The sequence below is a fragment of the Acinetobacter sp. genome (assembly GCF_039596015.1).
Lineage (GTDB): Bacteria > Pseudomonadota > Gammaproteobacteria > Pseudomonadales > Moraxellaceae > Acinetobacter.
The window spans coordinates 78,441-101,941 of sequence record NZ_JBCNKN010000003.1; the positions used below are offsets into that span (position 1 = coordinate 78,441).

23 protein-coding genes are annotated in these 23,501 nt (G+C 40.9%); 10 read left to right on the forward strand and 13 right to left on the reverse strand.

Going from position 1 to position 23,501, the window contains the following annotated elements; genetic code table 11:
• Positions 1-35 precede the first annotated feature (35 nt).
• Entirely contained in the window at positions 36-1,001 is a 966-nt protein-coding gene (locus ABDV70_RS03980) for a LysR substrate-binding domain-containing protein (RefSeq protein WP_343595613.1), read from the reverse strand.
• Positions 1,002-1,262: 261 nt separating this feature from the next.
• On the opposite strand from ABDV70_RS03980, the gene ABDV70_RS03985 reads away from it, so the two are divergent.
• From ABDV70_RS03985 to ABDV70_RS04000, 4 genes are all read left to right on the forward strand, one after another.
• On the forward strand, positions 1,263-2,480 hold the full coding sequence (locus tag ABDV70_RS03985; protein WP_343595956.1) for an acyl-CoA dehydrogenase: 1,218 nt from the start codon (positions 1,263-1,265) through the stop codon (positions 2,478-2,480).
• A 239-nt stretch (positions 2,481-2,719) separates the two neighbouring features.
• Positions 2,720-4,033: an MFS transporter gene (locus tag ABDV70_RS03990; protein ID WP_343595615.1), complete on the forward strand. Its 1,314-nt coding sequence runs from the start codon at positions 2,720-2,722 to the stop codon at positions 4,031-4,033.
• Positions 4,034-4,082: 49 nt separating this feature from the next.
• Entirely contained in the window at positions 4,083-5,306 is a 1,224-nt protein-coding gene (locus tag ABDV70_RS03995; protein ID WP_343595616.1) for a CaiB/BaiF CoA-transferase family protein, read from the forward strand.
• A 192-nt stretch (positions 5,307-5,498) separates the two neighbouring features.
• Entirely contained in the window at positions 5,499-5,888 is a 390-nt protein-coding gene (locus ABDV70_RS04000) for a glycine zipper domain-containing protein (protein ID WP_343595617.1), read from the forward strand.
• A 62-nt stretch (positions 5,889-5,950) separates the two neighbouring features.
• On the opposite strand, the gene ABDV70_RS04005 is transcribed toward ABDV70_RS04000, so the two are convergent.
• Complete coding sequence (locus ABDV70_RS04005) at positions 5,951-7,069, reverse strand: PilT/PilU family type 4a pilus ATPase (protein WP_343595958.1); 1,119 nt, start codon at positions 7,067-7,069, stop codon at positions 5,951-5,953.
• A 25-nt stretch (positions 7,070-7,094) separates the two neighbouring features.
• Positions 7,095-8,129, reverse strand: coding sequence for a type IV pilus twitching motility protein PilT (locus tag ABDV70_RS04010; RefSeq protein ID WP_343595618.1), 1,035 nt, complete (start codon positions 8,127-8,129; stop codon positions 7,095-7,097).
• A gap of 118 nt (positions 8,130-8,247) precedes the next feature.
• Between ABDV70_RS04010 and ABDV70_RS04015 the strand changes: the two genes are divergently transcribed.
• A complete protein-coding gene (locus ABDV70_RS04015; RefSeq protein ID WP_343595619.1) occupies positions 8,248-8,940 on the forward strand; it encodes a YggS family pyridoxal phosphate-dependent enzyme in 693 nt (230 codons plus the stop codon).
• A gap of 164 nt (positions 8,941-9,104) precedes the next feature.
• Here ABDV70_RS04015 and ABDV70_RS04020 read toward each other — a convergent pair whose 3' ends face one another.
• A complete protein-coding gene (locus ABDV70_RS04020) occupies positions 9,105-9,593 on the reverse strand; it encodes a YajQ family cyclic di-GMP-binding protein (protein ID WP_343595620.1) in 489 nt (162 codons plus the stop codon).
• A 91-nt stretch (positions 9,594-9,684) separates the two neighbouring features.
• Here ABDV70_RS04020 and ABDV70_RS04025 point away from each other — a divergent pair, with 91 nt between their 5' ends.
• A complete protein-coding gene (locus ABDV70_RS04025) occupies positions 9,685-9,996 on the forward strand; it encodes a rhodanese-like domain-containing protein (protein WP_343595621.1) in 312 nt (103 codons plus the stop codon).
• 60 nt (positions 9,997-10,056) lie between these two features.
• Here ABDV70_RS04025 and mnmC read toward each other — a convergent pair whose 3' ends face one another.
• The 4 genes from mnmC to ABDV70_RS04045 all read right to left on the reverse strand — a co-directional run bounded on the left by mnmC (position 10,057) and on the right by ABDV70_RS04045 (position 13,475).
• A complete protein-coding gene (gene mnmC / locus ABDV70_RS04030) occupies positions 10,057-11,928 on the reverse strand; it encodes an FAD-dependent 5-carboxymethylaminomethyl-2-thiouridine(34) oxidoreductase MnmC (protein WP_343595622.1) in 1,872 nt (623 codons plus the stop codon).
• Positions 11,929-12,018: 90 nt separating this feature from the next.
• Entirely contained in the window at positions 12,019-12,537 is a 519-nt protein-coding gene (locus tag ABDV70_RS04035; RefSeq protein ID WP_343595624.1) for a hypothetical protein, read from the reverse strand.
• Between the two features lie 4 nt (positions 12,538-12,541).
• Positions 12,542-12,844: a YciI family protein gene (locus tag ABDV70_RS04040; RefSeq protein ID WP_343595625.1), complete on the reverse strand. Its 303-nt coding sequence runs from the start codon at positions 12,842-12,844 to the stop codon at positions 12,542-12,544.
• Positions 12,845-12,860: 16 nt separating this feature from the next.
• A complete protein-coding gene (locus ABDV70_RS04045; protein WP_343595627.1) occupies positions 12,861-13,475 on the reverse strand; it encodes a septation protein IspZ in 615 nt (204 codons plus the stop codon).
• A 44-nt stretch (positions 13,476-13,519) separates the two neighbouring features.
• On the opposite strand from ABDV70_RS04045, the gene ABDV70_RS04050 reads away from it, so the two are divergent.
• Positions 13,520-14,371: a PHP domain-containing protein gene (locus tag ABDV70_RS04050; protein ID WP_343595629.1), complete on the forward strand. Its 852-nt coding sequence runs from the start codon at positions 13,520-13,522 to the stop codon at positions 14,369-14,371.
• Between the two features lie 42 nt (positions 14,372-14,413).
• Positions 14,414-15,310 carry a LysR family transcriptional regulator gene (locus ABDV70_RS04055; RefSeq protein WP_343595631.1) on the forward strand — a complete coding sequence of 299 codons (897 nt, stop codon included), beginning with the start codon at positions 14,414-14,416 and terminating at the stop codon, positions 15,308-15,310.
• On the opposite strand, the gene ABDV70_RS04060 is transcribed toward ABDV70_RS04055, so the two are convergent.
• From ABDV70_RS04060 to radC, 5 genes are all read right to left on the reverse strand, one after another.
• Positions 15,287-15,889, reverse strand: a complete 603-nt coding sequence (locus ABDV70_RS04060; protein ID WP_343595633.1) for a LysE family translocator — start codon at positions 15,887-15,889, stop codon at positions 15,287-15,289. The two genes, ABDV70_RS04055 and ABDV70_RS04060, sit on opposite strands and share 24 nt — an antisense overlap.
• A 195-nt stretch (positions 15,890-16,084) precedes the next feature.
• Positions 16,085-16,708 carry a glutathione S-transferase gene (locus ABDV70_RS04065; RefSeq protein WP_343595635.1) on the reverse strand — a complete coding sequence of 208 codons (624 nt, stop codon included), beginning with the start codon at positions 16,706-16,708 and terminating at the stop codon, positions 16,085-16,087.
• Between the two features lie 52 nt (positions 16,709-16,760).
• The gene (locus tag ABDV70_RS04070) at positions 16,761-17,189 is read right to left on the reverse strand and encodes an EamA family transporter (protein WP_343595637.1); all 429 of its coding nucleotides are present in this window, start codon (positions 17,187-17,189) and stop codon (positions 16,761-16,763) included.
• 333 nt (positions 17,190-17,522) lie between these two features.
• The gene (locus ABDV70_RS04075) at positions 17,523-18,434 is read right to left on the reverse strand and encodes a bestrophin family protein (protein WP_343595640.1); all 912 of its coding nucleotides are present in this window, start codon (positions 18,432-18,434) and stop codon (positions 17,523-17,525) included.
• A 29-nt stretch (positions 18,435-18,463) separates the two neighbouring features.
• Positions 18,464-19,165: a DNA repair protein RadC gene (radC, locus tag ABDV70_RS04080; RefSeq protein WP_343595642.1), complete on the reverse strand. Its 702-nt coding sequence runs from the start codon at positions 19,163-19,165 to the stop codon at positions 18,464-18,466.
• A gap of 103 nt (positions 19,166-19,268) precedes the next feature.
• Here radC and coaBC point away from each other — a divergent pair, with 103 nt between their 5' ends.
• Together coaBC and ABDV70_RS04090 are read left to right on the forward strand one after the other, a co-directional pair.
• Complete coding sequence (gene coaBC, locus ABDV70_RS04085; RefSeq protein ID WP_343595643.1) at positions 19,269-20,522, forward strand: bifunctional phosphopantothenoylcysteine decarboxylase/phosphopantothenate--cysteine ligase CoaBC; 1,254 nt, start codon at positions 19,269-19,271, stop codon at positions 20,520-20,522.
• Positions 20,523-21,064: 542 nt separating this feature from the next.
• Positions 21,065-23,425, forward strand: a complete 2,361-nt coding sequence (locus ABDV70_RS04090; protein ID WP_343595644.1) for a YgiQ family radical SAM protein — start codon at positions 21,065-21,067, stop codon at positions 23,423-23,425.
• The last annotated feature ends 76 nt before the right edge of the window (positions 23,426-23,501 follow it).

Sequence of the window (23,501 nt, forward strand, 5' to 3'; positions counted from 1 at the left end):
AACCCATTGACCACATATCTAAATGAAAAATATTTTTAAACATGTGAAGGGTTTTCTATATCAAAAGGCAAATAGCATTGTGCCTGATTCTTCAGCCATTCTAAAAACTTGAGGATGAGAATATTATTTTGTTGTTCGGAATAGACAAAATAGTAAGAACGGGAAGAGGCGAGTCTAAATGCAGATGCAATGACCAGTTCACCATTTTTAAGTTCTTTTTCCAAAAGCATTTGAGGAATTAACGCTACCCCCATGTGATGCGTTGCTGCAACGGCAAGCATTGAAAATAGCTCATGTCTTTGACCTTCCATCGCATAGGGATGGTCATATCCAGTTGCCGTAAACCATTCTTTCCAGATATAGGGGCGAGTTGTTTGCTGCAAAAGTGGTAGTTGCCCAAGTTGTTCAGGGGGTAACTGAACAGGTGAATTGGGATCTATTTTAATTTGAGGAAAATATTTTTGAATCAGATTGGGCGAGCAGACAGGAATCACTTCTTCATGCATTAAAAATTGAATTTTTGCACCCGGCCAATTTTCAACTTGTGAGGGTGTACCTGCATAAATAGCTGCATCAAAAATATGTTCACTAAATAAAAAAGGTTTGGTACTTGTTTCAAGGTGAATCGTAATTTCGGGATAAATTTTATTAAATAAATATAGCTTTGGTAACAGCCAGCGCGTAGCAAATGTTGGAACGACCCCTAATTTTAATGTCCCGCCGAGTCCCTTGTGCGATATAAGATCTAGCGTATTTTGTTCTAAACCAAGTAAATGAGATTTAATATTTTGAAAATATTGTTCACCCGCATGGGTTAATTCGACGCCATGTCGTGTCCGATGAAATAATTCGATATTCAAAAATGCTTCGAGTTGCTGAATTTGTCTGGAAACAGCACTTTGGGTAATGCAAAGCTCTTGTGCGGCATAGGTGTAACTTTTATGTTTTGCCGCAGATTCAAAGCAAATTAATGACTGTAAAGAAGGAATCATCCTGCGCATATTACGTTCCTTGTAATAGACGAAAAAGGTTTTAACTATTTAGAAATAACATATATTGCGTATGGTTTGGCAATGGCTTATTTCTTGGGTGTTATTAATGCCATGAAATATATATAGATTTAAATTTTATTTAAAATTTTCCTAATTAAGATATGCGTAAATGGAATGTGTGTATGAAAAATCATCGTTTGCAGAGGTGCTTTGTGCATCGTAGCATCCAATAAAAGGAGAACCATAAATCAGGACGGAACAATGAATCAAATGATCAATGGACATAAAAAATCAAACCGAGTGCAATTTAATTGGGAAGATCCATTTTTATTAGAGCAGCAACTCAGTGAAGAAGAACGGATGATTCGAGATACTGCATTTGGATATTGCCAAGATAAGTTAATGCCTCGTGTGTTAGAACAGTTTCGATATGAAGCAACAGACCCTGCAATTTTTCGGGAAATGGGTGAATTAGGCTTATTAGGGCCAACCATCCCTGAGCAATATGGGGGGGCAGGACTCAATTATGTGAGCTATGGACTCATCGCCCGTGAAATTGAGCGTGTGGATTCGGGTTATCGATCTATGGCCAGTGTGCAGAGTTCTTTGGTCATGGTGCCAATTTATGAGTTTGGTACAGAACAGCAAAAGCAGAAGTATTTACCTAAACTTGCAGCAGGTGAATATATCGGATGCTTTGGTTTAACCGAACCAGATCACGGATCTGACCCTGGAAGTATGATTACGCGCGCTAAAAAAGTTGAGGGTGGCTATCGTTTAACGGGCGCAAAAATGTGGATTACCAATAGTCCAATTGCGGATGTTTTTGTGGTTTGGGCCAAAGAAGTTTCACCAGAAGGAAATGTGGGCGAAATCCGAGGTTTTATTTTGGAAAAAGGGTGGGATGGCCTGTCTGCACCTGCGATACATGGCAAAGTTGGATTAAGAGCGTCGATTACAGGTGAGATAGTCATGGACAATGTTTTTGTCCCTGAAGAAAATGCGTTTCCTGAAGTTCGCGGATTAAAAGGCCCTTTTACCTGCCTGAATAGCGCTCGTTATGGAATTGCATGGGGGGCGATGGGTGCAGCCGAATTTTGTTGGCATACTGCACGTCAATATACATTAGACCGCAAGCAGTTCGGACGACCATTGGCAGCAAATCAGCTTATTCAGAAAAAACTGGCAGATATGCAAACAGAAATTGCATTAGGGTTGCAAGTGGCTTTACGTTTTGGGCGAATGAAGGATGAAGGCCTTGCTGCGGTAGAAGGAACATCGCTGATTAAACGGAACAATTGTGGTAAAGCGTTGGATATTGCTCGGCTTGCCAGAGATATGATGGGCGGGAACGGCATTAGTGATGAATTTGGTGTTGCCCGTCATTTGGTCAATCTTGAAGTCGTGAATACTTATGAAGGAACACATGATGTTCATGCACTTATCTTAGGTCGGGCGCAGACTGGAATTGCTGCATTTGCAAATTAAATTACCTTCATGATCTAAAAATACGAATTGAAACCACAGACGAGGTGCTCCTTAAGGGTGCCTTTAGGGAACTTATGTTTAAAAACGATGTAGATGGAATGGTTATGGTCAGGGATTCATCGGAATAAACAGTATGTTGATGAGAGAAATTGCAGATATGGAAATATCAAAATAAGCAAAAAGTCACATGATGTAGGTGAATGACCACGACTCATTTAGGGACAAATGAGGTGTTCGTGATGAACAAAAATCTGAGTGGAACAAATGGAAGTCTATCTCCTACGTTATCTTCAAATATTGGAACGTATGAGAAAATCACACCCAATACATGGAAATTTGCACTGTTGTTTGCATATTTTGCCATGGTGGTTGACGGTGTTGATATTATGTTGCTGTCTTATAGTTTGACCAGTTTGAAAGCAGAATTTGGGTTATCAACATTTCAGGCAGGCGCTTTAGGAAGTGCTTCTTTGGCAGGGATGGGAATTGGTGGAATTTTAGGTGGTTGGGCGTGTGATCGGTTTGGACGAGTCAGAACGATTGCCCATTCGGTTACTTTTTTTTCTATTGCAACATGTATTTTAGGGTTTACCCACAGCTTTGAGCAGTTTATGGCGCTTCGGTTTATTGGCGCTCTGGGGATTGGCGCCTTATATATGGCGTGTAATACCTTGATGGCTGAGTATGTACCCACATCCTACCGCACAACAGTATTAGGTACGTTACAAACAGGGCAAACCGTTGGTTATATCGTGGCAACATTGTTGGCTGGTGCGATTATTCCTGAACATGGTTGGCGGATATTATTTTTTATTACCGTTATTCCAGCCGTGATTAATGTTATTTTGCAGCGTTTTGTTCCTGAACCAAAATCTTGGCAGTTAACAAAAATAGCAGCTTCTCAAGTGAATAATCCTGAGGTAGCGCAAACGCATGTGACCAGTAAAAAGGGCATTTATCAGCAAATCTTTACGAATTTGAAGCATCGTAAAATGTTTTTATTGTGGATGATGACTGCATTTTTCTTACAGTTTGGCTATTACGGTATTAATAACTGGATGCCAAGCTATCTGGAAACAGAAGTCCATATGAACTTCAAATCTTTAACCAGTTATATGGTGGGTTCATATACTGCCATGATTCTTGGGAAAATTTTAGCGGGTTATCTGGCTGATAAATTTAATCGCCGTGCGGTCTTTGTATTTGGCACTTTAGCCAGTGCAATTTTTCTCCCTGTTATTATTTTCTTTAATACACCAGACAATATTTTGTACTTGTTGGTGACCTTTGGTTTTCTTTATGGCATTCCATATGGTGTAAACGCAACTTATATGGCGGAATCTTTTTCAACAGATGTGCGAGGAACCGCTATTGGCGGTGCTTACAATATTGGGCGAGTTGGAGCCGCGATTGCCCCTGCCACAATTGGTTTTCTGGCTTCTGGTGGAACATTTGCAATGGCATTTATTGTAATGGGTGTTGCTTATTTTATTGCAGGCGTCCTACCCGGATTATTTATTCAAGATCGTCAATATGACCCTCAAAAATCATAAGTTCACAAAAATGGTATCGGATAAAAGCGTATCTGTTCAAGGAGGAAATATGGGTGCTTTAACTGGGTTGAGAGTTTTGGATTTAAGCCGTGTTTTGGCTGGGCCGTGGTGTGGACAAATTTTGGCTGATTTGGGCGCTGAGGTGATAAAAATTGAGCGCCCCAAAGTGGGCGATGACACCCGTATGTGGGGGCCACCTTGGATGATAGATGATCAGGGACATTCAACCAAGGAAGCTGGGTATTATCAGACGGCGAATCGGAATAAGTTCTCGGTTGCAATTGATATTGCAACATCGCAGGGACAAGCACTTATTTTAGACATGATAAAAGATGTCGATGTCATGATTGAAAACTATAAAGTCGGGTCTTTGGCGAAATATGGTCTAGATTATGAAAGCGTCAAGAAAGTGAATCCACGATTGATTTATTGTTCGATTACTGGGTTTGGTCAAACAGGCCCTAGAGCGCAAGAACCTGGATACGATTTTATCATTCAGGGCATGACGGGATTAATGAGTATTACGGGTGAAAAAGACAGTTTAGAAAGTGGTGAGCCACAAAAAGTTGGCGTTGCTGTTACCGATATTCAAACAGGACTTTATGCCACGATTGCGATACAGGCGGCGTTATGGTCAAGGCTGTCTACTGGCAAAGGGCAGCATATTGATGTGTCACTGATGGATGTGCAGATTGCAGGGTTGGCAAATCAGGGCATGAACTATCTTACAACAGGAAAATCACCTGTAAGGATGGGCAATGCGCATCCAAACATTGTGCCGTATCAAACATTTAAGGCCAAAGACAAAGAATTTATTATCGCCTGTGGAAATGATAAGCAATTTAAGGACTTATGTGTTGCGATTGGGCGAGAGGATTTATTGGAAAATCCTCACTATTTATCAAATTATGATCGGGTTGCACATCGGGTCGAGTTAATCCAAATATTAAAGGATCATTTTCTAACAAACGAGGCACAATATTGGGTGGATTGTATCCATTCAAAAAAAGTACCTGTCGGAATGATTAATTCGATTGAGGAAGCTTTGCATGAACCACAAGTCATTGAGCGAGAAATGGTGGTGAATCTTCCTCATCAGCAAAAGCAGGATTTTAAAATGATTGCTTCACCGATCAAGCTATCCGATACGCCTGTTGAATATGCAAACGCACCACCACGTTTGGGAGAACATACAGTTAAAATCCTCAGTCGCTATAAAAGTGATGCAGAGTTAGAGGCGATGTATCAGGAGGGGATTATTGATCGGTTGTAGTTTAGAAATAGAGGCGTAGATTTAATTGAGAGTAAGTCACTCTATTTATTTTTAAACGACAATTTGACGCCTAAGCCATATATTTTTTGATCTATGTATATGTTTGGAAATATTTAAACAGCGAATAATTACATTCTCTGTCATGATTCTCCACAATGAATCTTTCATAATAATAGCCATAGGAGTATTGATATGAAAAAAATTATTGCTTTATTGGCAACAACTTTAGCATTTGCGCCATTTTCAATGGCAAATGCAAATAGTACAACTTCAAGTGCGATTGTTGGTGCATTAGGTGGCGCAGCAGGCGCAAGTGTTGGTCGTAGTGTCGGTGGTAATACTGGTGGTGTCATTGGTGCAGCAGCAGGCGGTGCAGTTGGTTCAGCAGTAGGTGCAAACAAGCATAATCGTCAACGTGCCGCTGTTGGTGGTGGTTTGGGTGCAGCAGCAGGCTATGAAGCTGGTCGTTATATTGGCGGCAGAAATGGTTCAACTGTAGGTGCAGCACTTGGTGCAGCAGGTGGATCGGCGATTGCAAATAAATCGCATAGCCATAAACACAAGCGTAGACATCATAGATAATATGCAGCCATAAAAAATGCCTTCTTTATTGAAGGCATTTTTGTATGGGATAAAACAATGGTTTATTGACCATCAAATGTAATGTGGTTGCCTGCTGAAAAGAGCTGGTCTTTTCCTTCTTCTGAAAGTTTGATTTGTAGGCGTAAATCATTAGGTGAATCGGCATGGCGTAAAGCATCTTTATAGCTAATTTCACCTGCTTTATAGAGGTCAAATAACGCCTGATCAAAGGTTTGCATGCCCAGTTCACGAGAACGTGACATTAAAGCTTTAATTTCGCTGACTTCACCTTTGCGGACATAGTCGGAAATGAGTGGACTATTGATCATCACTTCAATGGCTGCACGTCTAGATTTGCCATCGACAGTTGGAATTAATTGTTGCGCCACAATTCCTCTTAGGTTTAGGGATAAGTCCATGTGGATTTGTTCGTGTCGCTCTGTTTCAAAGAAGTGAACAATCCGATCAAGTGCCTGATTGGCATTGTTGGCATGCAATGTTGCTAAAACAAGGTGTCCAGTTTCTGCAAAGGCAATCGCATAGTCCATTACTTCTTTGGTACGAATCTCACCAATTAAAATAACGTCGGGTGCCTGACGTAATGTGTTTTTTAACGCAACTTCAAATGAGTCTGTGTCAATGCCAACTTCACGTTGGGTAATAATACAGCCCGCATGTTGATGTATAAACTCAATCGGGTCTTCAATGGTAATGATGTGACCACGAGAGTTCTGATTACGATGCCCGAGTAAAGCAGCTAAAGACGTCGATTTACCAGTCCCTGTCGCCCCCACAAAGATGATGATGCCGCGCTTTGCCATCACCAGATCTTTTAAAACAGGCGGCAGTCTAAGCTCATCGGCTGTTGGAATTTTATGTTCGATGCGACGTAGCACCATACCTGGGAAATCACGTTGATAGAATGCACTGACACGGTAACGTCTGTTTTGCTCACGGTTGGTAATCGCAAAGTTGCACTCGTGCGTTTGTTTAAACTCATCACGTTGTTTTTCACTCATGATTGAGCTAATTAGTTGATGAACAATTTCACCTGAGAGTTTGGTGCTTGAAACCGGGGTGATTTGTCCATTAATTTTCATTGACGGTTCAACACCTGCTGTAATGAATAAGTCAGATGCTTTTTTCTCACTCATTAAGTTGAGTAAGTCGTTAAAATCCATTGCCATGTAAACTACTTACCCTAACTTAGAATGATTCTGGTTGTTTTGCTGCGGTACGTGCGCTTTCTGCTGAAATAACGCCTTTGGATACCAGTTGTTTTAAACTTTGATCGAGCGTGATCATGCCTTGGCTCGCACCTGTCTGAATGGCAGAGTACATTTGGGCAACTTTGTTTTCACGAATCAGGTTACGAATCGCAGGCACGCCAATCATAATTTCATGCGCTGCAACACGACCACCGCCTACTTTTTTCAGCAAGGTCTGAGAGATAACGGCTTGTAATGATTCAGATAGCATCGCCCGAACCATATCTTTTTCTTCGGCAGGGAAAACGTCAATCACACGGTCAATGGTTTTTGCCGCAGAGGTGGTATGTAGTGTTCCAAAAACCAAGTGACCTGTTTCAGCAGCAGTTAATGCCAGACGAATCGTTTCTAGGTCACGCATCTCACCGACAAGGATAATATCAGGGTCTTCACGCAGGGCAGAGCGTAGTGCTTCGTTAAAGCCGTGTGTGTCACGATGCACTTCACGTTGGTTGATCAGGCATTTTTTTGATTGGTGTACAAATTCAATCGGGTCTTCAACCGTTAGAATATGTTCATAGCGTTGGTCATTAATATAATCGAGCATGGCCGCCAGTGTGGTCGATTTACCTGAACCCGTTGGGCCTGTGACCAAAACAATACCACGTGGGTATTCGCAAATTTCTTTAAAAATATTTCCTAGACCTAAATCATCCATAGTTAAAATTTTGGATGGAATGGTACGGAAAACAGCGCCAGCGCCTCGGTTCTGATTAAATGCATTGACACGGAATCGTGCAACGCCTGGTACTTCAAATGAAAAGTCAGTTTCTAGTTTTTCTTCATAGTCATGACGCTGTTTGTCATTCATGATATCGTAAACAAGGCGATGAACATCTTTATGTTCAAGTGCAGGAAGGTTAATTCGTCGCACTTCACCATCAATACGAATCATGGGAGGAAGGCCTGCTGATAAGTGCAAGTCTGATGCCCCGTTCTTAGCCGAAAAGGCTAAAAGCTCTGTGATATCCATTGTTTCCCCAAATACATGCATTCATGTCGTTATTTTTGTAAAATAATAACCGATTTTAAGAACATCAAACCAACACTTCCTTGTGAAAAGTGAAAAAATCGTGAAGAGCCGTCTGTTTATGAATCAGTTCCAATCCCCCTATCATGCTGTACTTGAGAAAATTCAGCAAGCATGTCTAAATGCTCAGAGAAATCCGAGCGAAGTCAAACTGTTAGCGGTTTCTAAAACACATCCAGCCGAATCCCTTCGTGAAATGTACGCATTAGGACAGCGGGCATTTGGTGAAAATTACTTACAAGAAGCGTTAGACAAAATAGAAACGCTACAGGATCTGGAAATAGAATGGCATTTTATTGGGCATGTTCAACGTAATAAAACCAAACACTTAGCCGAAAAATTTGCATGGGTACATGGTGTTGACCGTTTGATTATTGCAGAGCGCCTGTCAAATCAGCGCTTGGAAACCATGCAACCCCTCAATATTTGCTTACAGGTGAATATTGACGGGCAAGACACCAAAGATGGTTGTCATGTCGATGAAGTTGCGGTTTTTGTTGAACAGATCAGCCGTTTACCTCATTTGCAGTTACGTGGTTTGATGGTTATTCCCGCACCGAATAACACGGCAGCCTTTGAAGATGCCAAACGTCTTTTTGACGAGGTGAGCGCATTGCATGCCAAGCCTGAGCTGTGGGACACCCTAAGTATGGGCATGTCTGGGGATTTAGATGCTGCAATTGCAGCAGGGTCTACAATGGTGAGAATTGGAACGGCATTGTTCGGTGCGCGTGATTATTCCAAAACCACCTGAGTCATTTTGTGATGTGCAATATAAGATGGTGTGAATATTTCTGATCAAATGCAATAGCTTGAAATTATCAGCAAAGTCAAAGCTAAAAAGCACCCATTGAAATTTAATGTTGATCAATCTCATTGCAATGGGTGCGAGTCAAAACGAGGCTTTAGGGGCAGGTTTTAGTCTTTAAAGTTATTAAACTGTAAAGGCACTCCAAATTGTTGTTCACGTAAGAATGTCATAATTTGTTGTAAAGTATCGCGTTTTTTATCTGTGACACGAATTTTATCACCCTGAATTGACGATTGCGCTTTAATACCGCTTTCTTTAATGGCTTTATTAATCTTTTTCGCTGTGTCAGAGTCTAAACCATCTTTAAGTTTAATGACTTGTACGATGTTTTTCCCTGAAGCTGTTGCTTTTTGTGGGTCGAGGGCTTGAACATCAATTTTACGTTTGTAAAAATGATTTTCTAACATGTTGTAGACTTGTTCACATTGGAAATCGCTTTCGGTGCTGATTTTGATTTCTTTCGCTTTCTCATTGAGTTCGATAGAAACATCTTGCCCACGGAAATCAAAACGTGTTGCGATTTCTTTTTGTGTGTTTTGTACAGCATGATTGACTTCAAATAATTCTAATTCAGATACAATATCGAAAGATGGCATAGTTTAGACCTTTGCAAATAGATGAAATATTTGAGATGCTAAGAGGGTTTTCATCATTTGCCAAGTGTTGTTTATATCAAAGGAGTGCGCAATGATCCGTAAACAAGAAATTACAACATTTGAGTTCCCAGAAAAAGCAGTAATTTGGGATGTCCGTGATCCAGATGCGTATGCTGAGGGTCATCTCAAGGGAGCCGTTAACCAGCCGATTAACGACATTAACCAAGAGAGTTTAACTCAAGTGGAAACGGGTCGACCGATTTACATTTTATGTGGTGGTGGAAGTAAAGCTCCACGTGCAGCAGAAAAGCTAGAAGGTTTTGACAATTCCCGTGAGTACGTTGTATTGATGGGAGGGACGCGAGCAGCGAAAGTTGCAGGCTTACCAATAGAGCAGAACTAATGCTTAAAGTTGCACTCTAATCTGTCAGTTTAGAGTGCAACTGATAAAAAGAATAATAATTTAACTTTTTTTAAAGTAAGCCTTTTTCGGTTTCACTTTTTTTAATAACCGTTGCGGTTGTAATTTTTCAAGCAAGCTGTCTGGAACAGGACACGCCTCTCCCAATATTTGAGCCGCCAGTATTTCACTGCATAAAGGTGCAAAAAGATAGCCTTTTGAACCTAAACCCGCAAAAGTATAAATGCGTTCATTGCTGTCAAATTTACCGACAAGTGGCAAATAGTCTGCACTTTGTGCCCGAATAGAAGCACGTCCGCGCCAGTCGGAAGGTTCGGGGAGTTGTGCGGCAAACGCTGGTGTAATTTGTTTTAATAAATCTAAATTATGTTGATGGTCTTCAGGTGTGACTTCTGTATCGTCACGGTTTGGATGAAATGATGCGCCTAAAATGAGTTGTTCTGCATCAAGTTGCATGCAATAACCACCATAGCTATAGGCTTGATTGAGTGGTAAAGGTTGTGAATTTGTTGTCCAGCTGACTTGGCCTCGAATTGGCTTTAATACAGGATAGTTTTCAAAAAACTGTTGGCTATGACGGGCGCAGCAGACAATGGCGTGATCGACCTGAGTTATTTGCTGATCATGTTGGTCATATAGCCAGACTTGATGGTCATTTTCTTCTAATCTTTGGATATGTGTTTGAACAAATTGAATATTAGGATGCGCTAAAATCTCCTGACTCAATTGTTGCGGTGAAACTGCCCCAGCATGATTCAGAACAAGGTTGAGTGCGCCCGATGGAATTGGTTTTTGGTCTGTTAGATCTGGAGATTGTAAAACATCATCTGGATATTGTTGGATGAGTTGCTGTAATTCACCCGTCTGTTTTAAGTCAAACTGTTCAACGCTTAATGCTCGAAATGCCTTAAATTGTGCATAATGCCGAAGTGCGTATTGCCAGCAGGTTGTCATGAGGTGTTCATGGCTTTGCTGAATGGGACTAAGTTTAGGGTTGAGCAGGGCAAGTGGGTTGCCTGAACCACCCGAAATAACACCATTTCCATCAAAAATTGAAACCTGATGCCCACGCTGTGCAAATGCCCATGCAACAGATAATCCAGCAATGCCTGCCCCAATAACTGCAATTTTTTTCTGTTGAAATGGCAAGGTATCAGAACTGTCCGTGGTTGTTTCAGGGTTTAACCAAACGGCTTTGAGCATTTCACGTTTATGTCCAAAACCATGTGGGCGACTAATGCTGATATCGTGTTGTTTCAGACCGCGTTTTAAAATGCCCGCAACACTAAAAGAGGCGAATGTGGTGCCATAGTCGGATAAGCGTACAATATGATCGAGTACATTTTGCTGCCAGAGTTCAGGGTTGCATGAGGGCGCAAAACCATCTAAAAACCAAGCATTCACAGTTTGTGTTTTTTGAATAATCGGAAAAATATCTTCTGCATCACCCAACCATAAGTCCAGACTAAAGCGTTCTTTGGCAAAAGACAGGCGATGACAACCCGGAATGGCAAGTGGATATTGGGCAATCAGTTGTTGCGAAAACTCGGCAAGTTCAGGCCAAGCGCGTAAAGCACGCATTAAGTCGGCTTGGCTTAATGGATATTTTTCAACACTAATGGCATGTAAATGACTCTGGTTGTTTGGTCGGACGTTCTTCCAGAGTTGCCATAACGCCAGAATATTGAGTCCCGTACCAAACCCTGTTTCCCCAACACAAAAATATTCAAATGGTTTTAATTGAGCAAGGCGTTCAGGTAAGTCATTGCCATTGAGGAAAACATGTCGGGTTTCGAGTAGGCCGTTGTCTTTTGAAAAGTAGACATCTCCAAATTGTTTGGAAACTGGAATATCAATACCATCGACATATTGCCAATCTAATTCGGCTGTTTGAATTGTGCTGAACACGCTCACATCCTATATTTTAGGGAGAGGGGGATGATTTGGAATAAGATTTTGAATCATCTAAAAAAATAACCATCACGAGGATGGTTATTTTGTATTTTACCATTGTCTACGTCGTTTGGTGTAAACGTAACTTGAAATCATAAAGCCAATTAACACGCCTACGCCGAGTGTTGCTGCACCATACATAAACAGTTGGGCACTGCGTTCACTTTGTAGAACCTGTACCTGTACACCTAAGTTGTCATTTTTAAGTTGTAAAGCTTGGTTTTGTGCGAGCGCATCTAAATTTGCTTTTTCAAGCTGTTGCAAACGTGTTGACTGATTTTTTACCAATGCTTTGATTTTTAAATCTTCATCGGCTTTTTTCTGTGCCAACTGGGCAGGTGTCATTTCAACAAGAGGTGCTGGGCCTGTGGGTACAACAGGTTTGGCAGCCGTAGGAGTTGCAGGCTTGGCAGTAGCTGCATTTGCAGGTTTGGATGCGGTTGCATTTGCTGTCGTTGCTTGCGCCTGTGGTTGAGGTGCTGTTGTTGGTGTTGGAGTTGTGGTTTCTACAGCCTCAGCATAAGAACAGAGCAATGCCAATCCGAAGAAACATGAAGCAACAACGCGCATGATTTTATCCTTTAGGGAAAACTTGAATAAACGGTTTAACGTCAACATTGCTGTAGACCCCAGCTTTTAGGTAAGGTTCTTCAGCAAGCCAAAGGTCGAGTGCTTCACGGCTGTCAAAATCGACAATAATCACGCTGCCATAAAAACCCGCTTCAGGATGACCGGGTTGCTTTGGCATTGGCCCTGCAACAACAAGACGACCTTCGTCGTTGAGTTTTTCTAAACGTGCAAGATGGTCTGGACGTGCTGCCAGACGTTGAGCCAATGTTCCGTCTTGATCGGTGCATGTAACAACAAATAAAGCCATGACAATTCTCTGTAAATTACTCTTCTGGGGATTTAAAGTGTTTGCGTAATATAACGAACTGGATAATGATAAAAGAAAACATCACCAGCATGTCACCAAATGCTGTAAATTCTCCCCAATATTTTCCATGTGCAAATAAGAAAGCGAAAAAGACATGTAAGAGTGACATAAAGACAAACATGATCGCCCAAGCATAGTTGAGCTTTTTCCAGCCTTGCGCAGTTAACTCTAAAACAGGACCAAACATTCGTTTGATGAGAGGACTACGGTCTTTGGTGAAAAATGGTGAAAGTGCAAAAGCACCCGCAAAAACAAGATTCAGTAATGCTGCTTTTAGACGGATATAAAAATCATCGCTGAGCATCAAGGTAATGCCCCCAAAAATGACCGTCATAAACAGCACAATCCACTGTTGTTTATCTAAGCGGAATTTTTGGAATACAAATAAAGCACCATAAACCACTAACATGGAAATAATTAGACCTGTCGTTGCTGCTAAAATATTATTGTTGTCAACGCCACCAGCAGAACCGATTAAGGTGAGTAGCGGATGATGTTTGTCGGTAGGATCAACCGTTTTATATAAATAAAAGAAAATGATGAGCGGCACAAAGTCTAAAAGTGCTTTCATGTTAGAGTATCTAATCCAGTTTTGTGAATGGCATAGTATAAAAGATGCAGGGTATAGATTTACATACACATAGCAATATTTCTGATGGTCATTTGTCACCAGAACAATTGATTCAGGCTGCATCTGTGTCAGGTATCCACACATTGGCATTAACAGACCATGACTCTATGCAGGGTGTTGCACGTGCATCACATGCAGCAGCAGCGTGTGGAATCAAAATTATTTCTGGTGTGGAAATTTCCAGTCAATGGTCACGTCCTGCCACCAAAAAAAGTTATGGTGTGCATATTGTAGCACTGAATATGCAACACCCCGAACCTTTGCTTGCTGCACTTGAGAAGCAAAAGCAGACACGTGCCGAACGTGCCAAGCTGATTTGTGAAAAACTGGAAAAAATTTTAAAGCATGATTTTTTCAGTGAAGCTGTCGCATTGGTGGATGGACAAGCAGACCGTGTGACACGCAGTCATATTGCCCAAGTGATGCTTGCAAGAAATGTTGTGACACGGCTACAACAGGCATTTGACCGCTTTTTAAAAGAAGGCAAACCTGCTTATGTGGCTTTTGACGGGCTGTCTTTGGCAGATACCATTCACGTCATTCATGAAGCACAAGGTTTTGCAGTCTTAGCACATCCAACACGTTATGATTTATCTGCAACCAATATTCGTTATTTGATTGAGCTTTTTGCTGGGTTGGGGGGTGATGCCGTTGAACTAGCACCCGAGAGTGATCCACATGCGACTCGGCAAATGGTGGATCGGATGATTGAACAACATGGGCTCGCAATTTCAATCGGCAGTGATTTTCATGGTCAGCATATGCCGTGGTTAAAACTGGGCAAGACACCCACCCCTAAAGTGGGGCAACGCGGTATTTGGGACAGTTTTTGTTGATAGCTCTTCAGGATTAAAACACAGGACTAGATGTAAGTAACAATGATTGAAGAGATAAGATATTTAATTATTTTTGCAAAGGTTGCAGAAATAGGATCAATTTCAAAAGGGGCAAAGGCATTAGGTTTATCTAATGCGACAGTCAGCCAGCATTTAGCGAAATTAGAAAAAAATTTGGCGTGTGCGCTGTTTTATCGAAATACTCGAAAAATGACGCTAACGACAGAGGGTAAAAGGCTTTTAGAAACAGCACAATCTATTTTAATTAACTATGAAACAGGGATAACTGAATTTAAGCAGCAATCAATTTTATCTAAGAAAAAATTACATATTTCAATTCCTTCGATTTTTATACATGCACCATTTATGCAGCAGATCGCTTCTTTTTATGAGAAGCAGAACGATTTAACTTTAAATATTACTTGTGATGATCAAAGGAGTGATATTGTTGCAGAGAACATTGATCTTGCTTTTCGTATAGGTGAGCTTCCAAGTAGTGCATTAAAAGCCAAGAACTTATTTAAATTATCAAGAAGTATTGTGGCAGGTATTGATTTTTTATCTTGTTCGAATCAGATACAACATCCAAAAGATTTAGAGCAACAACAATGGATTGGGTTGACCATGAGGCCTGACTCTCGGATACTCCGACACAAAGAAACAGGTGATATTGTACCAATTGCATATCGACCTCATCTTTATGTCAATAGTGTTGAGGCTTCATATGCTTTGATGAAATTGAACTTGGGACTTGCTGCACCACCAGACTATTTGATTCAAGATGATTTAGATAATCAAAGAATTGTGAGGGTCTTACCTGAATGGGAATTGGAGCCTTTAAATGTTTATGCTGTTTGGCATGCAAATGTGCCAAAAAGTAGTACGGTCTATGCTTTGATTGATCATATTTATTGCCTATTTAACCATCATGTAGAGTGAAATTACGATCAAAGAGATTCCCATAATGAAATTAAAATAATAGATACGTTTATGACTCCGTAAAAGCAAAGAAAGTCTTTGCCCTAAAAATCCCCAGATCATCAAAGCAGAGTAACAAATGAAAAAATAAATAATAATGAAAATATAAATAGGAAAAGTGTTTTCTGGGTGAGAAAAAAGTGCTACGCTAGATGTGCATGCAATCCATGCTTTAGGATTAATCCACTGTAAAAGCCAGCCATCTATGAAATTTGGTGGTGAGTCAAGATTTGTTTGTGTGCTCACCTTAATTTCAGGTTTTGAAGATAAAATTTTATATCCAATATAAATAATAAAAAGGGAACCTAAAATCTCTAGTATTCTAAAAAGTAGAGGATGTGCATTTATGATTTGTGCAAATCCGAATCCAATAAAGATCAAAAGAAATGTAAAGCCAAGGGTTGCACCTGAAATAAAAGGAATGGTTTTGTTAAGTCCATAATTTAAACTTGAAGAAAGAATTGTGATATTCACGGGGCCTGGTGAGATTGACATACTGAGTGAAAAAATGAGCATGCTTAAAATGGTTGTGGTTTGCATTTGTTTCGTGACTAAAAATTAAAGACACATTTAAAATAGCGTTTTTTATAAATAAGATTAGTCTCATTTTCTCAAAAATAGATTTTGATTTTTTGATACTTGTGATGAGTTGAAATATTGCTATTGTATTGAAAGCCTTCTTATTTAGAAGGCAAAATTGAATCATAACGTTGAATGCTTAATGAAGAATTTTCCTCAGTTCTGCCCGTTATTGCCCCATCTTAAATATGCTTCTCGTTGGCTCAACAGATCGTAATAGCGTTTTACATGTGGGCAATTGGGCTTATCAAAAGGGGTCAAGTACCAGCGTTGTACCGAAAGCCCGATGCCAATATCCGCCAAAGAAAATGTTTGACCTGCAACGTAGGCATTCGTTTTTTCCAATTGACGCTCTAAAATCTGCATCATCAGATTCCATGACTGAATACTTTCTTGTACGCGCTTAAGGTCTTGGTGTGCAGGGGATTGGCGGATAATATGCATTAGTGCATACGACCAGCTATTGTTGAGTTCAATACCTTGCCAATCAATCCATTGATCAATGATGGCACGTTTTTTAGCATCAACAGGGTAGAGTTGTTCTCCGCCATAGGCGTTTGCCAAATAGCGGATAATCGAGTTTGATTGCCACAGCACAAAGTCATCATCAATGAGTACAGGGATGGTCGCATTTGGGTTAAGCGTTACAAATTCATCCTCTTTAGGAGATCGAAAGCCACGCCCCCAGTCTTCACGTTGGTAGGGGAGGCTGAGTTCGTCACAGAGCCAAAGCACTTTACGAACATTGATTGAATCACTTCTACCTAAAATACGAATCACGTTATTGTCCCTTTATAAATTCTTCCGTTTATTCAAGATAATGGGTTGCTGGTTATTTTAAAGCAATGGTCAGGACACCCGTGGCAATAAGTCCAATGCCAATATACTCTTGAAAGCTTGGTCTTTCGCCTAAAAATACTACAGCAAATATTGTAACCAGTACAACACTGAGCTTATCTATGGGTGCAACCTGAGAGGCATTTCCCATTTGCAATGCTTTGAAATAGCAAACCCATGATGCACCAGTTGCGAGTGCCGATAATGTTAAGAAAACCCAGACTTTTATCGAAAGTTGTCGTGGGTCTTGCCATTTACCTAACATGCTCACAATGATGGCGAGAACAAATACAATAATGATGGTTCGGATGAGCGTTGCAAAATCTGAGTCAATTCCATGTAATCCGACTTTGGCAAAAATTGCAGTTAAAGCCGCGAAACAAGCAGAGAGGAGTGCCCATAGGAACCAGCTGTCAGTAAACATTATGTACTTCCAAAATAAGATTCAGGATATGAATGAATTGTTATTACAATCTTAAGAAGTTGATGATTTATTGGTGTAGAACTGGATTTATCTGATCAAATCAAGAAGGGTTGGATTGAAGTGTAACGATTTGGGATAGTTCAACAACCAATAGCTATTTTTCTGTTATCTATTAAACAGATTGCAAAAATATGAATTTTTACAGTATGGACTTCATTATAAAAGCATGGCTCAGAATTCCAACTAAAACAACTTAAGGTTCGGCCAATCACACCCTGCATGGTGAATAAGCCGAACCTTTAAATGATTGAAATTTTGGAAATTATGCCAGATTTAAAGCAATTTATATTGTTCAGCTTGAATAGAAGATGGTGCGGTTTTACCTAGTGAATCAAGTAACTCACGTTCGATTAGACGTACGATAGAATCGAGTGGTAGGTCATTGTCCTGCGTACCAAAAGGCTCTTCAAGTTCGGCACTTAAAGCATCTAGCCCCAAAAACAAATAGGCGAGTAGTCCAATTAAAAACGGTGTCCAGAGTCCCAAAATAGACCCCAAACTAAACGGTAAAATGAAGCAGAAGCAATAAACAGCACGGTGCAGTAACACCGAATAGGCAAAAGGTAATGGTGTGCTGGCAATACGGTCACAGCCTGCCTGAACCATTCCCATATCGATCACATGTTGATTTAGTTGCGTATATAAAATATCGCTAATTTCACCTGCCTTTAACGCTTGCATCAACTCCCATTGAATGAGTCCTAGAGTATATTGTGACGCATTTAAATGCCCGTTGAGTTTATGAATGGTTGAGGCATCCAGTTGTGTGGTCTCTAAAAATTGTTCAGGGTTGGCCGTTTGATGGCGTAACCGATCACGCAACATATTGGCAAACACAATGACATGATGAAGGACTTGTTCACGTCGCTCAGGTGGCAACAGCCGTGTATCACGATCAATATGTCGGGAATTGGCAATGAGAGAACCCCAGAGTTTACGCCCTTCCCACCAGCGTTCATAACAGGCATTGTTGCGAAAGCCCAGAAAAATGGAAAGAATCACCCCGAAAATAGTAAAACCAATCACGGGAACCGGGGGCACATGAATCAGATCATGGTAGGTGAATACGGCAATAACGGTGGAAATCAGCATGAGAACACACAGTGATGGCATCACTTTAGGAAGGATTGTGCCTTGCCATGAAAATAAGAGTTTGAAAGCGTTACTTTTATCCCGAACGATCATGCTGAAAAACCATAATGATGAAAGATGAATTAGACCGAATCTAAACCATGCAGCAGACCCAGTTCAGCCAAAGAGCATGAACCTGTTGGGGCAATAATGCAATGATCTAATAGTTTGACTTCAAGTAATTGACATGCCTGAGAAATGTGCTGGGTTAATTCTAAATCTTCACTAGATGGCACGGCTTGCCCAAAGGGATGGTTGTGTGCAATCACAATATGGGTGGCATGCTGTTGAATGACATGGCGCATTAACTGGTTGACGGAAACACTACATTGTTGGATGGAGCCATAAAATAATTTTTTAAATTGTAGTTTGCATAGGTCATTGTCCAAACATAACACAGCAAATACTTCCTGTTTTTCGCCCAGTAACTCAAAACGTAAATAATTGAGTACCGATGCTGAACTGCTTAATGGTTGTTTAGCGGATAGATAACTATGTTGAATATAACGACGTCCAAGTTCTTTTACCGCCATAAGTTGGGCATATTTGTTGGGGCCAATGCCGTGAAAAGCAGAAATTTCGCTGAGCGAGGCATCAAAAATAGGATTTAGTCCTTGAAAGTGCTGAATTAACAAACGTGCTAATTCAACGGCAGAATGTTGCTGTGAACCTGATCGTAGGAAAATTGCCAATAGCTCGGCATCGGATAAACTTTCAGCCCCTTGTTGCAATAAACGCTCACGTGGCCGTTCTTGTTCTGGCCAAAATTTAATGGATTGCTGCATGGTCTAATACATTCTTTCTAAAGTTGTTTTTGTTTTATTCCACTTGGGAATCGGCATATTTAATGCTATTGTGGACGCCACTGCAACACAAAGGTAGCCATCTGTGAGCTTTGATGTAAGTGTATTTTCAAATAAAAATATTATTTTAGCGGTAACAGGCGGCATCGCTGCTTATAAAAGTGCAATATTGGTTCGCCGTTTAAAAGATTATGGTTTTAACGTCCGTGTGGTGATGACACAGGGCGCACAGGCATTTATTACCCCACTGACTTTTCAGGCTCTATCAGGAAATTCTGTACATACCGAATTACTGGATACCGCAGCCGAAGCGGGAATGGGACATATTGAACTGGCACGTTGGGCGGATTTGATTTTGGTTGCTCCAGCAAGTTGCAATACGATTGCCAAGTTCGCTAATGGATTAGCAGATGATTTACTGAGCACCTTGTTTTTAGCGACAAAAGCACCTGTCTGGCTTGCACCTGCCATGAATCAGCAAATGTGGGCAGCCAAAGCAACACAACGTAATTTACAAACTTTGGTAGAAGATGGTGTGCATGTCATTATGCCATCATCGGGTTCGCAGGCCTGTGGTGATGTCGGTTTGGGACGTATGCCTGAACCTGAAGAACTTGCTGAACAAGTCCAATTATATTTCCATCAAACACAACGTGCTTTAGCTGAAAAATTTGGTTTACTTGCGGGTAAACGTGTGGTGATTACCGCAGGGCCAACGCGTGAGGCAATCGACCCTGTCCGTTATATTTCAAACCATAGCACGGGCAAAATGGGCTTTGCCTTGGCAAGTGCGTGTTATACAGCAGGGGCAAAAGTCATTCTGATTGCAGGGCCAGTCAGTTTAGATACACCGAATGGCGTGCAACGTAAAAATGTGTCTTCTGCCGTACAAATGCTGGAACAAAGCATGCAGCAATTACACGAAGGTTGTGATGTATTCATTGCAACTGCTGCGGTTGCTGACTATCGTGTTGCACAAGTTGCAGAGCATAAAATTAAAAAAGCAGGCGATGAATTACAGGTCGAATTGCTCAAAAATCCAGATATTGTCGCAACCATTGCACAGCAACCTCAACGTCCTTTTATGGTCGGTTTTGCTGCTGAAACACAAAATGTTGAACAATATGCAGCAGGTAAATTGGTGGCTAAAAAGCTAGATATGATTGCCTGTAATGATGTATCACGTTCCGATATTGGTTTTGCATCGGATGAGAACGCCATGACGGTCTTTTTTGCAGAACATTACGGACTTGAAAAACGCGATTTAGAAAAAGCATCTAAACAGGAAATTGCACAACAGCTGGTTGAAGCGATTGCAGATGCCTTGCATCATGCTTAAGCATCCGTCTTTGAGATGCAATACTCGTGATGTGAAGCGTGTTATCTATTGAGCAAGACATTTTCAATGTATTGAATGAAAAAAGATGAAATACAAAGCGAGCATGACCTGAGTGTCGTGCTCTTTTTAAGGGTTTGAGTTGATCGTATCACCATCAATGAGATACTTGGGTGATTTTGCACAAAACAAAAAACCCTTAACATCCTGTTAAGGGTTTTTTGAATTCTTCACCGAGGGGAAAAGTCCTATTTCCCGATACGCTTCCTGCTTTTCTTGTTACCAAGGGACTTCCTGTTCCTTTAAACACATCATATAAAAACAATCATCGGCATACTAGCCGACAATAACTTCGATTTTTGTACGCCTAAGCTTACATAAAAGATGATTTTAAAACCGATTAGATTAAAAAATAATCATAAAAATTTATATGTCTTTGTTTCTATGGTTTATATAATTGAGGATGGTGAATGAAATTCATGTTAAAATGATCGGCTTTCATTTTTGTTGTCATTTTTTCACCCGCCAGCCGAGAATCGCAAGCCATGTCTACTGCTTATACCATGCAAACCGCGCCAAAAGCGTTGTTTGATTACGACAAATATTGGGCGTCATGCTTTGAACCCGCGCCATTTTTGCCGATGTCACGTGCTGAAATGGATTTACTCGGCTGGGATGCTTGTGATTTTATTTTAGTTTGTGGTGATGCCTATATTGATCACCCATCCTTCGTATCTGGTGTGATTGGTCGTGTATTAGAAGCACAAGGTTTTCGTGTGGGGATTATTGCGCAGCCCGACTGGACAGATGTTGAAAGTTTCCGTGTTTTAGGTAAACCGACCATTGCATGGGGGGTTACTGCAGGGAATATGGATTCGATGATTAACCGTTATACGGCTGATCGAAAAATTCGTTCTGATGATGCGTATTCACCGAACAATGAACCCAATAAACGTCCTGACCGTGCAGCAACCGTATATTGCCAGCGTTGCCGTGAAGCTTTCCCTGACGTGCCTGTTTTACTGGGTGGGATTGAAGGCAGCTTGCGCCGTATTGCGCATTATGACTACTGGTCGGACAAAGTTCGCCGTTCTATTTTGATGGATTCAAAAGCAGATTTACTGATGTATGGTAATGGCGAACGTGCCATTATTGATGTGATGCATCGTCTGGCAAAAGGTGAAAAAATCCACGAGATCACCGATGTTCGTGGTACTGCTTTTATTATTAATAAACATAATAAAGCATCAAAAGCGAAATTTGTTGAAATCGAAAGTAACGATGTGGATACCATTGGACGTGTTGATCCAATTATTAATCCATATGTAATGACAGAAGATATTGATGGCTGTGAGGTTGAAAAAGAAAAAGGCAACTCACTGGCGCAATATCAAAACTTCCAAAAAGAAATTGTTGCCAATCCAATTGCCCTAGAAGGTGATCAACTGGATGAAAATACACAGGTTATTCAGCTAAAACCTGCTGTATCCAAAGCCATTAAACATAAATTACCACCACGTGAATTGGCCGTTATTCGTTTACCTTCTTTTGAACAAGTTGCAAATGACCGTGTTTTATATGCACATGCCAACCGTATTTTGCACCTTGAAACTAATCCGGGTAATGCCCGTGCATTGGTACAACGTCATGGTGAGCGTGATGTCTGGATAAATCCACCTCCAATTCCATTGACAACAGAAGAAATGGATTACGTGTTTGACTTACCATACGCACGTTTGCCACATCCATCGTATGGAAATGCACGTTTTCCTGCATTTGATATGATCAAGTTTTCTGTGAACATTATGCGTGGGTGTTTTGGAGGATGTACGTTCTGTTCGATTACCGAACATGAAGGACGAATTATCCAAAACCGTTCAGAAGATTCAATTTTGCGTGAAATTGAAAAAATCCGTGATACAGCACCACAATTTACCGGCATTATTTCAGACTTGGGTGGCCCAACCGCCAACATGTACCGTCTGCACTGTAAAGACCCGGAAATTGAGAAAAACTGTCGTAAACCATCTTGTGTTTATCCAGGTGTTTGTCAGAACTTACATACAGATCATGATCCTCTGGTTCAGCTTTATCGTAAGGCTCGACAAATTAAGGGTGTGAAAAAGATTCTGATTGGTTCTGGTTTACGTTATGACCTTGCAGTTTTGAACCCTGAATATGTCAAAGAACTGGTACAGCACCATGTGGGTGGTTATTTAAAAATTGCGCCTGAACATACCGAACAAGGGCCTTTGTCTAAAATGATGAAGCCGGGTATTGGAACCTATGACCGCTTTAAGCAAATGTTTGACCGTTTTAGTAAGGAAGCGGGTAAAGAACAGTACTTAATTCCATACTTTATTGCTGCACATCCGGGCACCACCGATTATGACATGATGCATTTGGCAATTTGGCTGAAAAAGAATGGTTTCCGTGCCGATCAGGTACAAACCTTCTATCCATCGCCAATGGCAACTGCTTCGACAATGTATTACACGGGTAAAAACCCATTGTCTAAAGTTGCTCGCTATACCGAAGATGTTGATATTGTTAAAGGTGAAAAGCGTCGTCGTTTACATAAGGCATTTTTACGTTATCACGATCCGAAAAACTGGCCATTACTACGTGAAGCCTTAAAAGAGATGGGACGCGCTGATTTGATTGGAAACTCAAAACAACATTTGATTCCAACGTATCAACCGCAAGGCACTGAAGGTGAATATAAATCGACACGTAAGAAAAACTCGTCGGTTGCGGGAGATTCGGCTAAACGTGCAGGTCAACAACAGCGTCCTCAAAATGGTCAGAAACGACCACAAAAGGGCCAGATTTTGACGCAACATACAGGCTTGCCTCCACGTGAAACCAAAATCTTTACGAAAAAGAAGCGTGATAAAGCCAATTAATCTGATTGAACCATGAAGCTGTCAGACAATCATTGATGATCAGCCGATAGGTTAGGCCTCTATATTTTTAGACAAG

What these genes read in the sequence shown, in the direction of transcription:
- ABDV70_RS04090 (WP_343595644.1), top strand. Translation starts at nt 21,065, where the DNA reads ATGTCTACTGCTTATACCATGCAAACCGCGCCAAAAGCGTTGTTTGAT.
- ABDV70_RS04045 (WP_343595627.1), bottom strand. Translation starts at nt 13,475, where the DNA reads ATGAAAGCACTTTTAGACTTTGTGCCGCTCATCATTTTCTTTTATTTA.
- ABDV70_RS04040 (WP_343595625.1), bottom strand. Translation starts at nt 12,844, where the DNA reads ATGGCTTTATTTGTTGTTACATGCACCGATCAAGACGGAACATTGGCT.
- ABDV70_RS04050 (WP_343595629.1), top strand. Translation starts at nt 13,520, where the DNA reads ATGCAGGGTATAGATTTACATACACATAGCAATATTTCTGATGGTCAT.
- ABDV70_RS03990 (WP_343595615.1), top strand. Translation starts at nt 2,720, where the DNA reads ATGAACAAAAATCTGAGTGGAACAAATGGAAGTCTATCTCCTACGTTA.
- ABDV70_RS04020 (WP_343595620.1), bottom strand. Translation starts at nt 9,593, where the DNA reads ATGCCATCTTTCGATATTGTATCTGAATTAGAATTATTTGAAGTCAAT.
- ABDV70_RS03980 (WP_343595613.1), bottom strand. Translation starts at nt 1,001, where the DNA reads ATGCGCAGGATGATTCCTTCTTTACAGTCATTAATTTGCTTTGAATCT.
- ABDV70_RS04000 (WP_343595617.1), top strand. Translation starts at nt 5,499, where the DNA reads ATGAAAAAAATTATTGCTTTATTGGCAACAACTTTAGCATTTGCGCCA.
- ABDV70_RS04005 (WP_343595958.1), bottom strand. Translation starts at nt 7,069, where the DNA reads ATGGATTTTAACGACTTACTCAACTTAATGAGTGAGAAAAAAGCATCT.
- ABDV70_RS04010 (WP_343595618.1), bottom strand. Translation starts at nt 8,129, where the DNA reads ATGGATATCACAGAGCTTTTAGCCTTTTCGGCTAAGAACGGGGCATCA.
- ABDV70_RS04055 (WP_343595631.1), top strand. Translation starts at nt 14,414, where the DNA reads ATGATTGAAGAGATAAGATATTTAATTATTTTTGCAAAGGTTGCAGAA.
- ABDV70_RS03995 (WP_343595616.1), top strand. Translation starts at nt 4,083, where the DNA reads ATGGGTGCTTTAACTGGGTTGAGAGTTTTGGATTTAAGCCGTGTTTTG.
- ABDV70_RS04070 (WP_343595637.1), bottom strand. Translation starts at nt 17,189, where the DNA reads ATGTTTACTGACAGCTGGTTCCTATGGGCACTCCTCTCTGCTTGTTTC.
- ABDV70_RS04015 (WP_343595619.1), top strand. Translation starts at nt 8,248, where the DNA reads ATGAATCAGTTCCAATCCCCCTATCATGCTGTACTTGAGAAAATTCAG.
- ABDV70_RS03985 (WP_343595956.1), top strand. Translation starts at nt 1,263, where the DNA reads ATGATCAATGGACATAAAAAATCAAACCGAGTGCAATTTAATTGGGAA.
- radC (WP_343595642.1), bottom strand. Translation starts at nt 19,165, where the DNA reads ATGCAGCAATCCATTAAATTTTGGCCAGAACAAGAACGGCCACGTGAG.
- ABDV70_RS04035 (WP_343595624.1), bottom strand. Translation starts at nt 12,537, where the DNA reads ATGCGCGTTGTTGCTTCATGTTTCTTCGGATTGGCATTGCTCTGTTCT.
- ABDV70_RS04060 (WP_343595633.1), bottom strand. Translation starts at nt 15,889, where the DNA reads ATGCAAACCACAACCATTTTAAGCATGCTCATTTTTTCACTCAGTATG.
- ABDV70_RS04025 (WP_343595621.1), top strand. Translation starts at nt 9,685, where the DNA reads ATGATCCGTAAACAAGAAATTACAACATTTGAGTTCCCAGAAAAAGCA.
- ABDV70_RS04075 (WP_343595640.1), bottom strand. Translation starts at nt 18,434, where the DNA reads ATGATCGTTCGGGATAAAAGTAACGCTTTCAAACTCTTATTTTCATGG.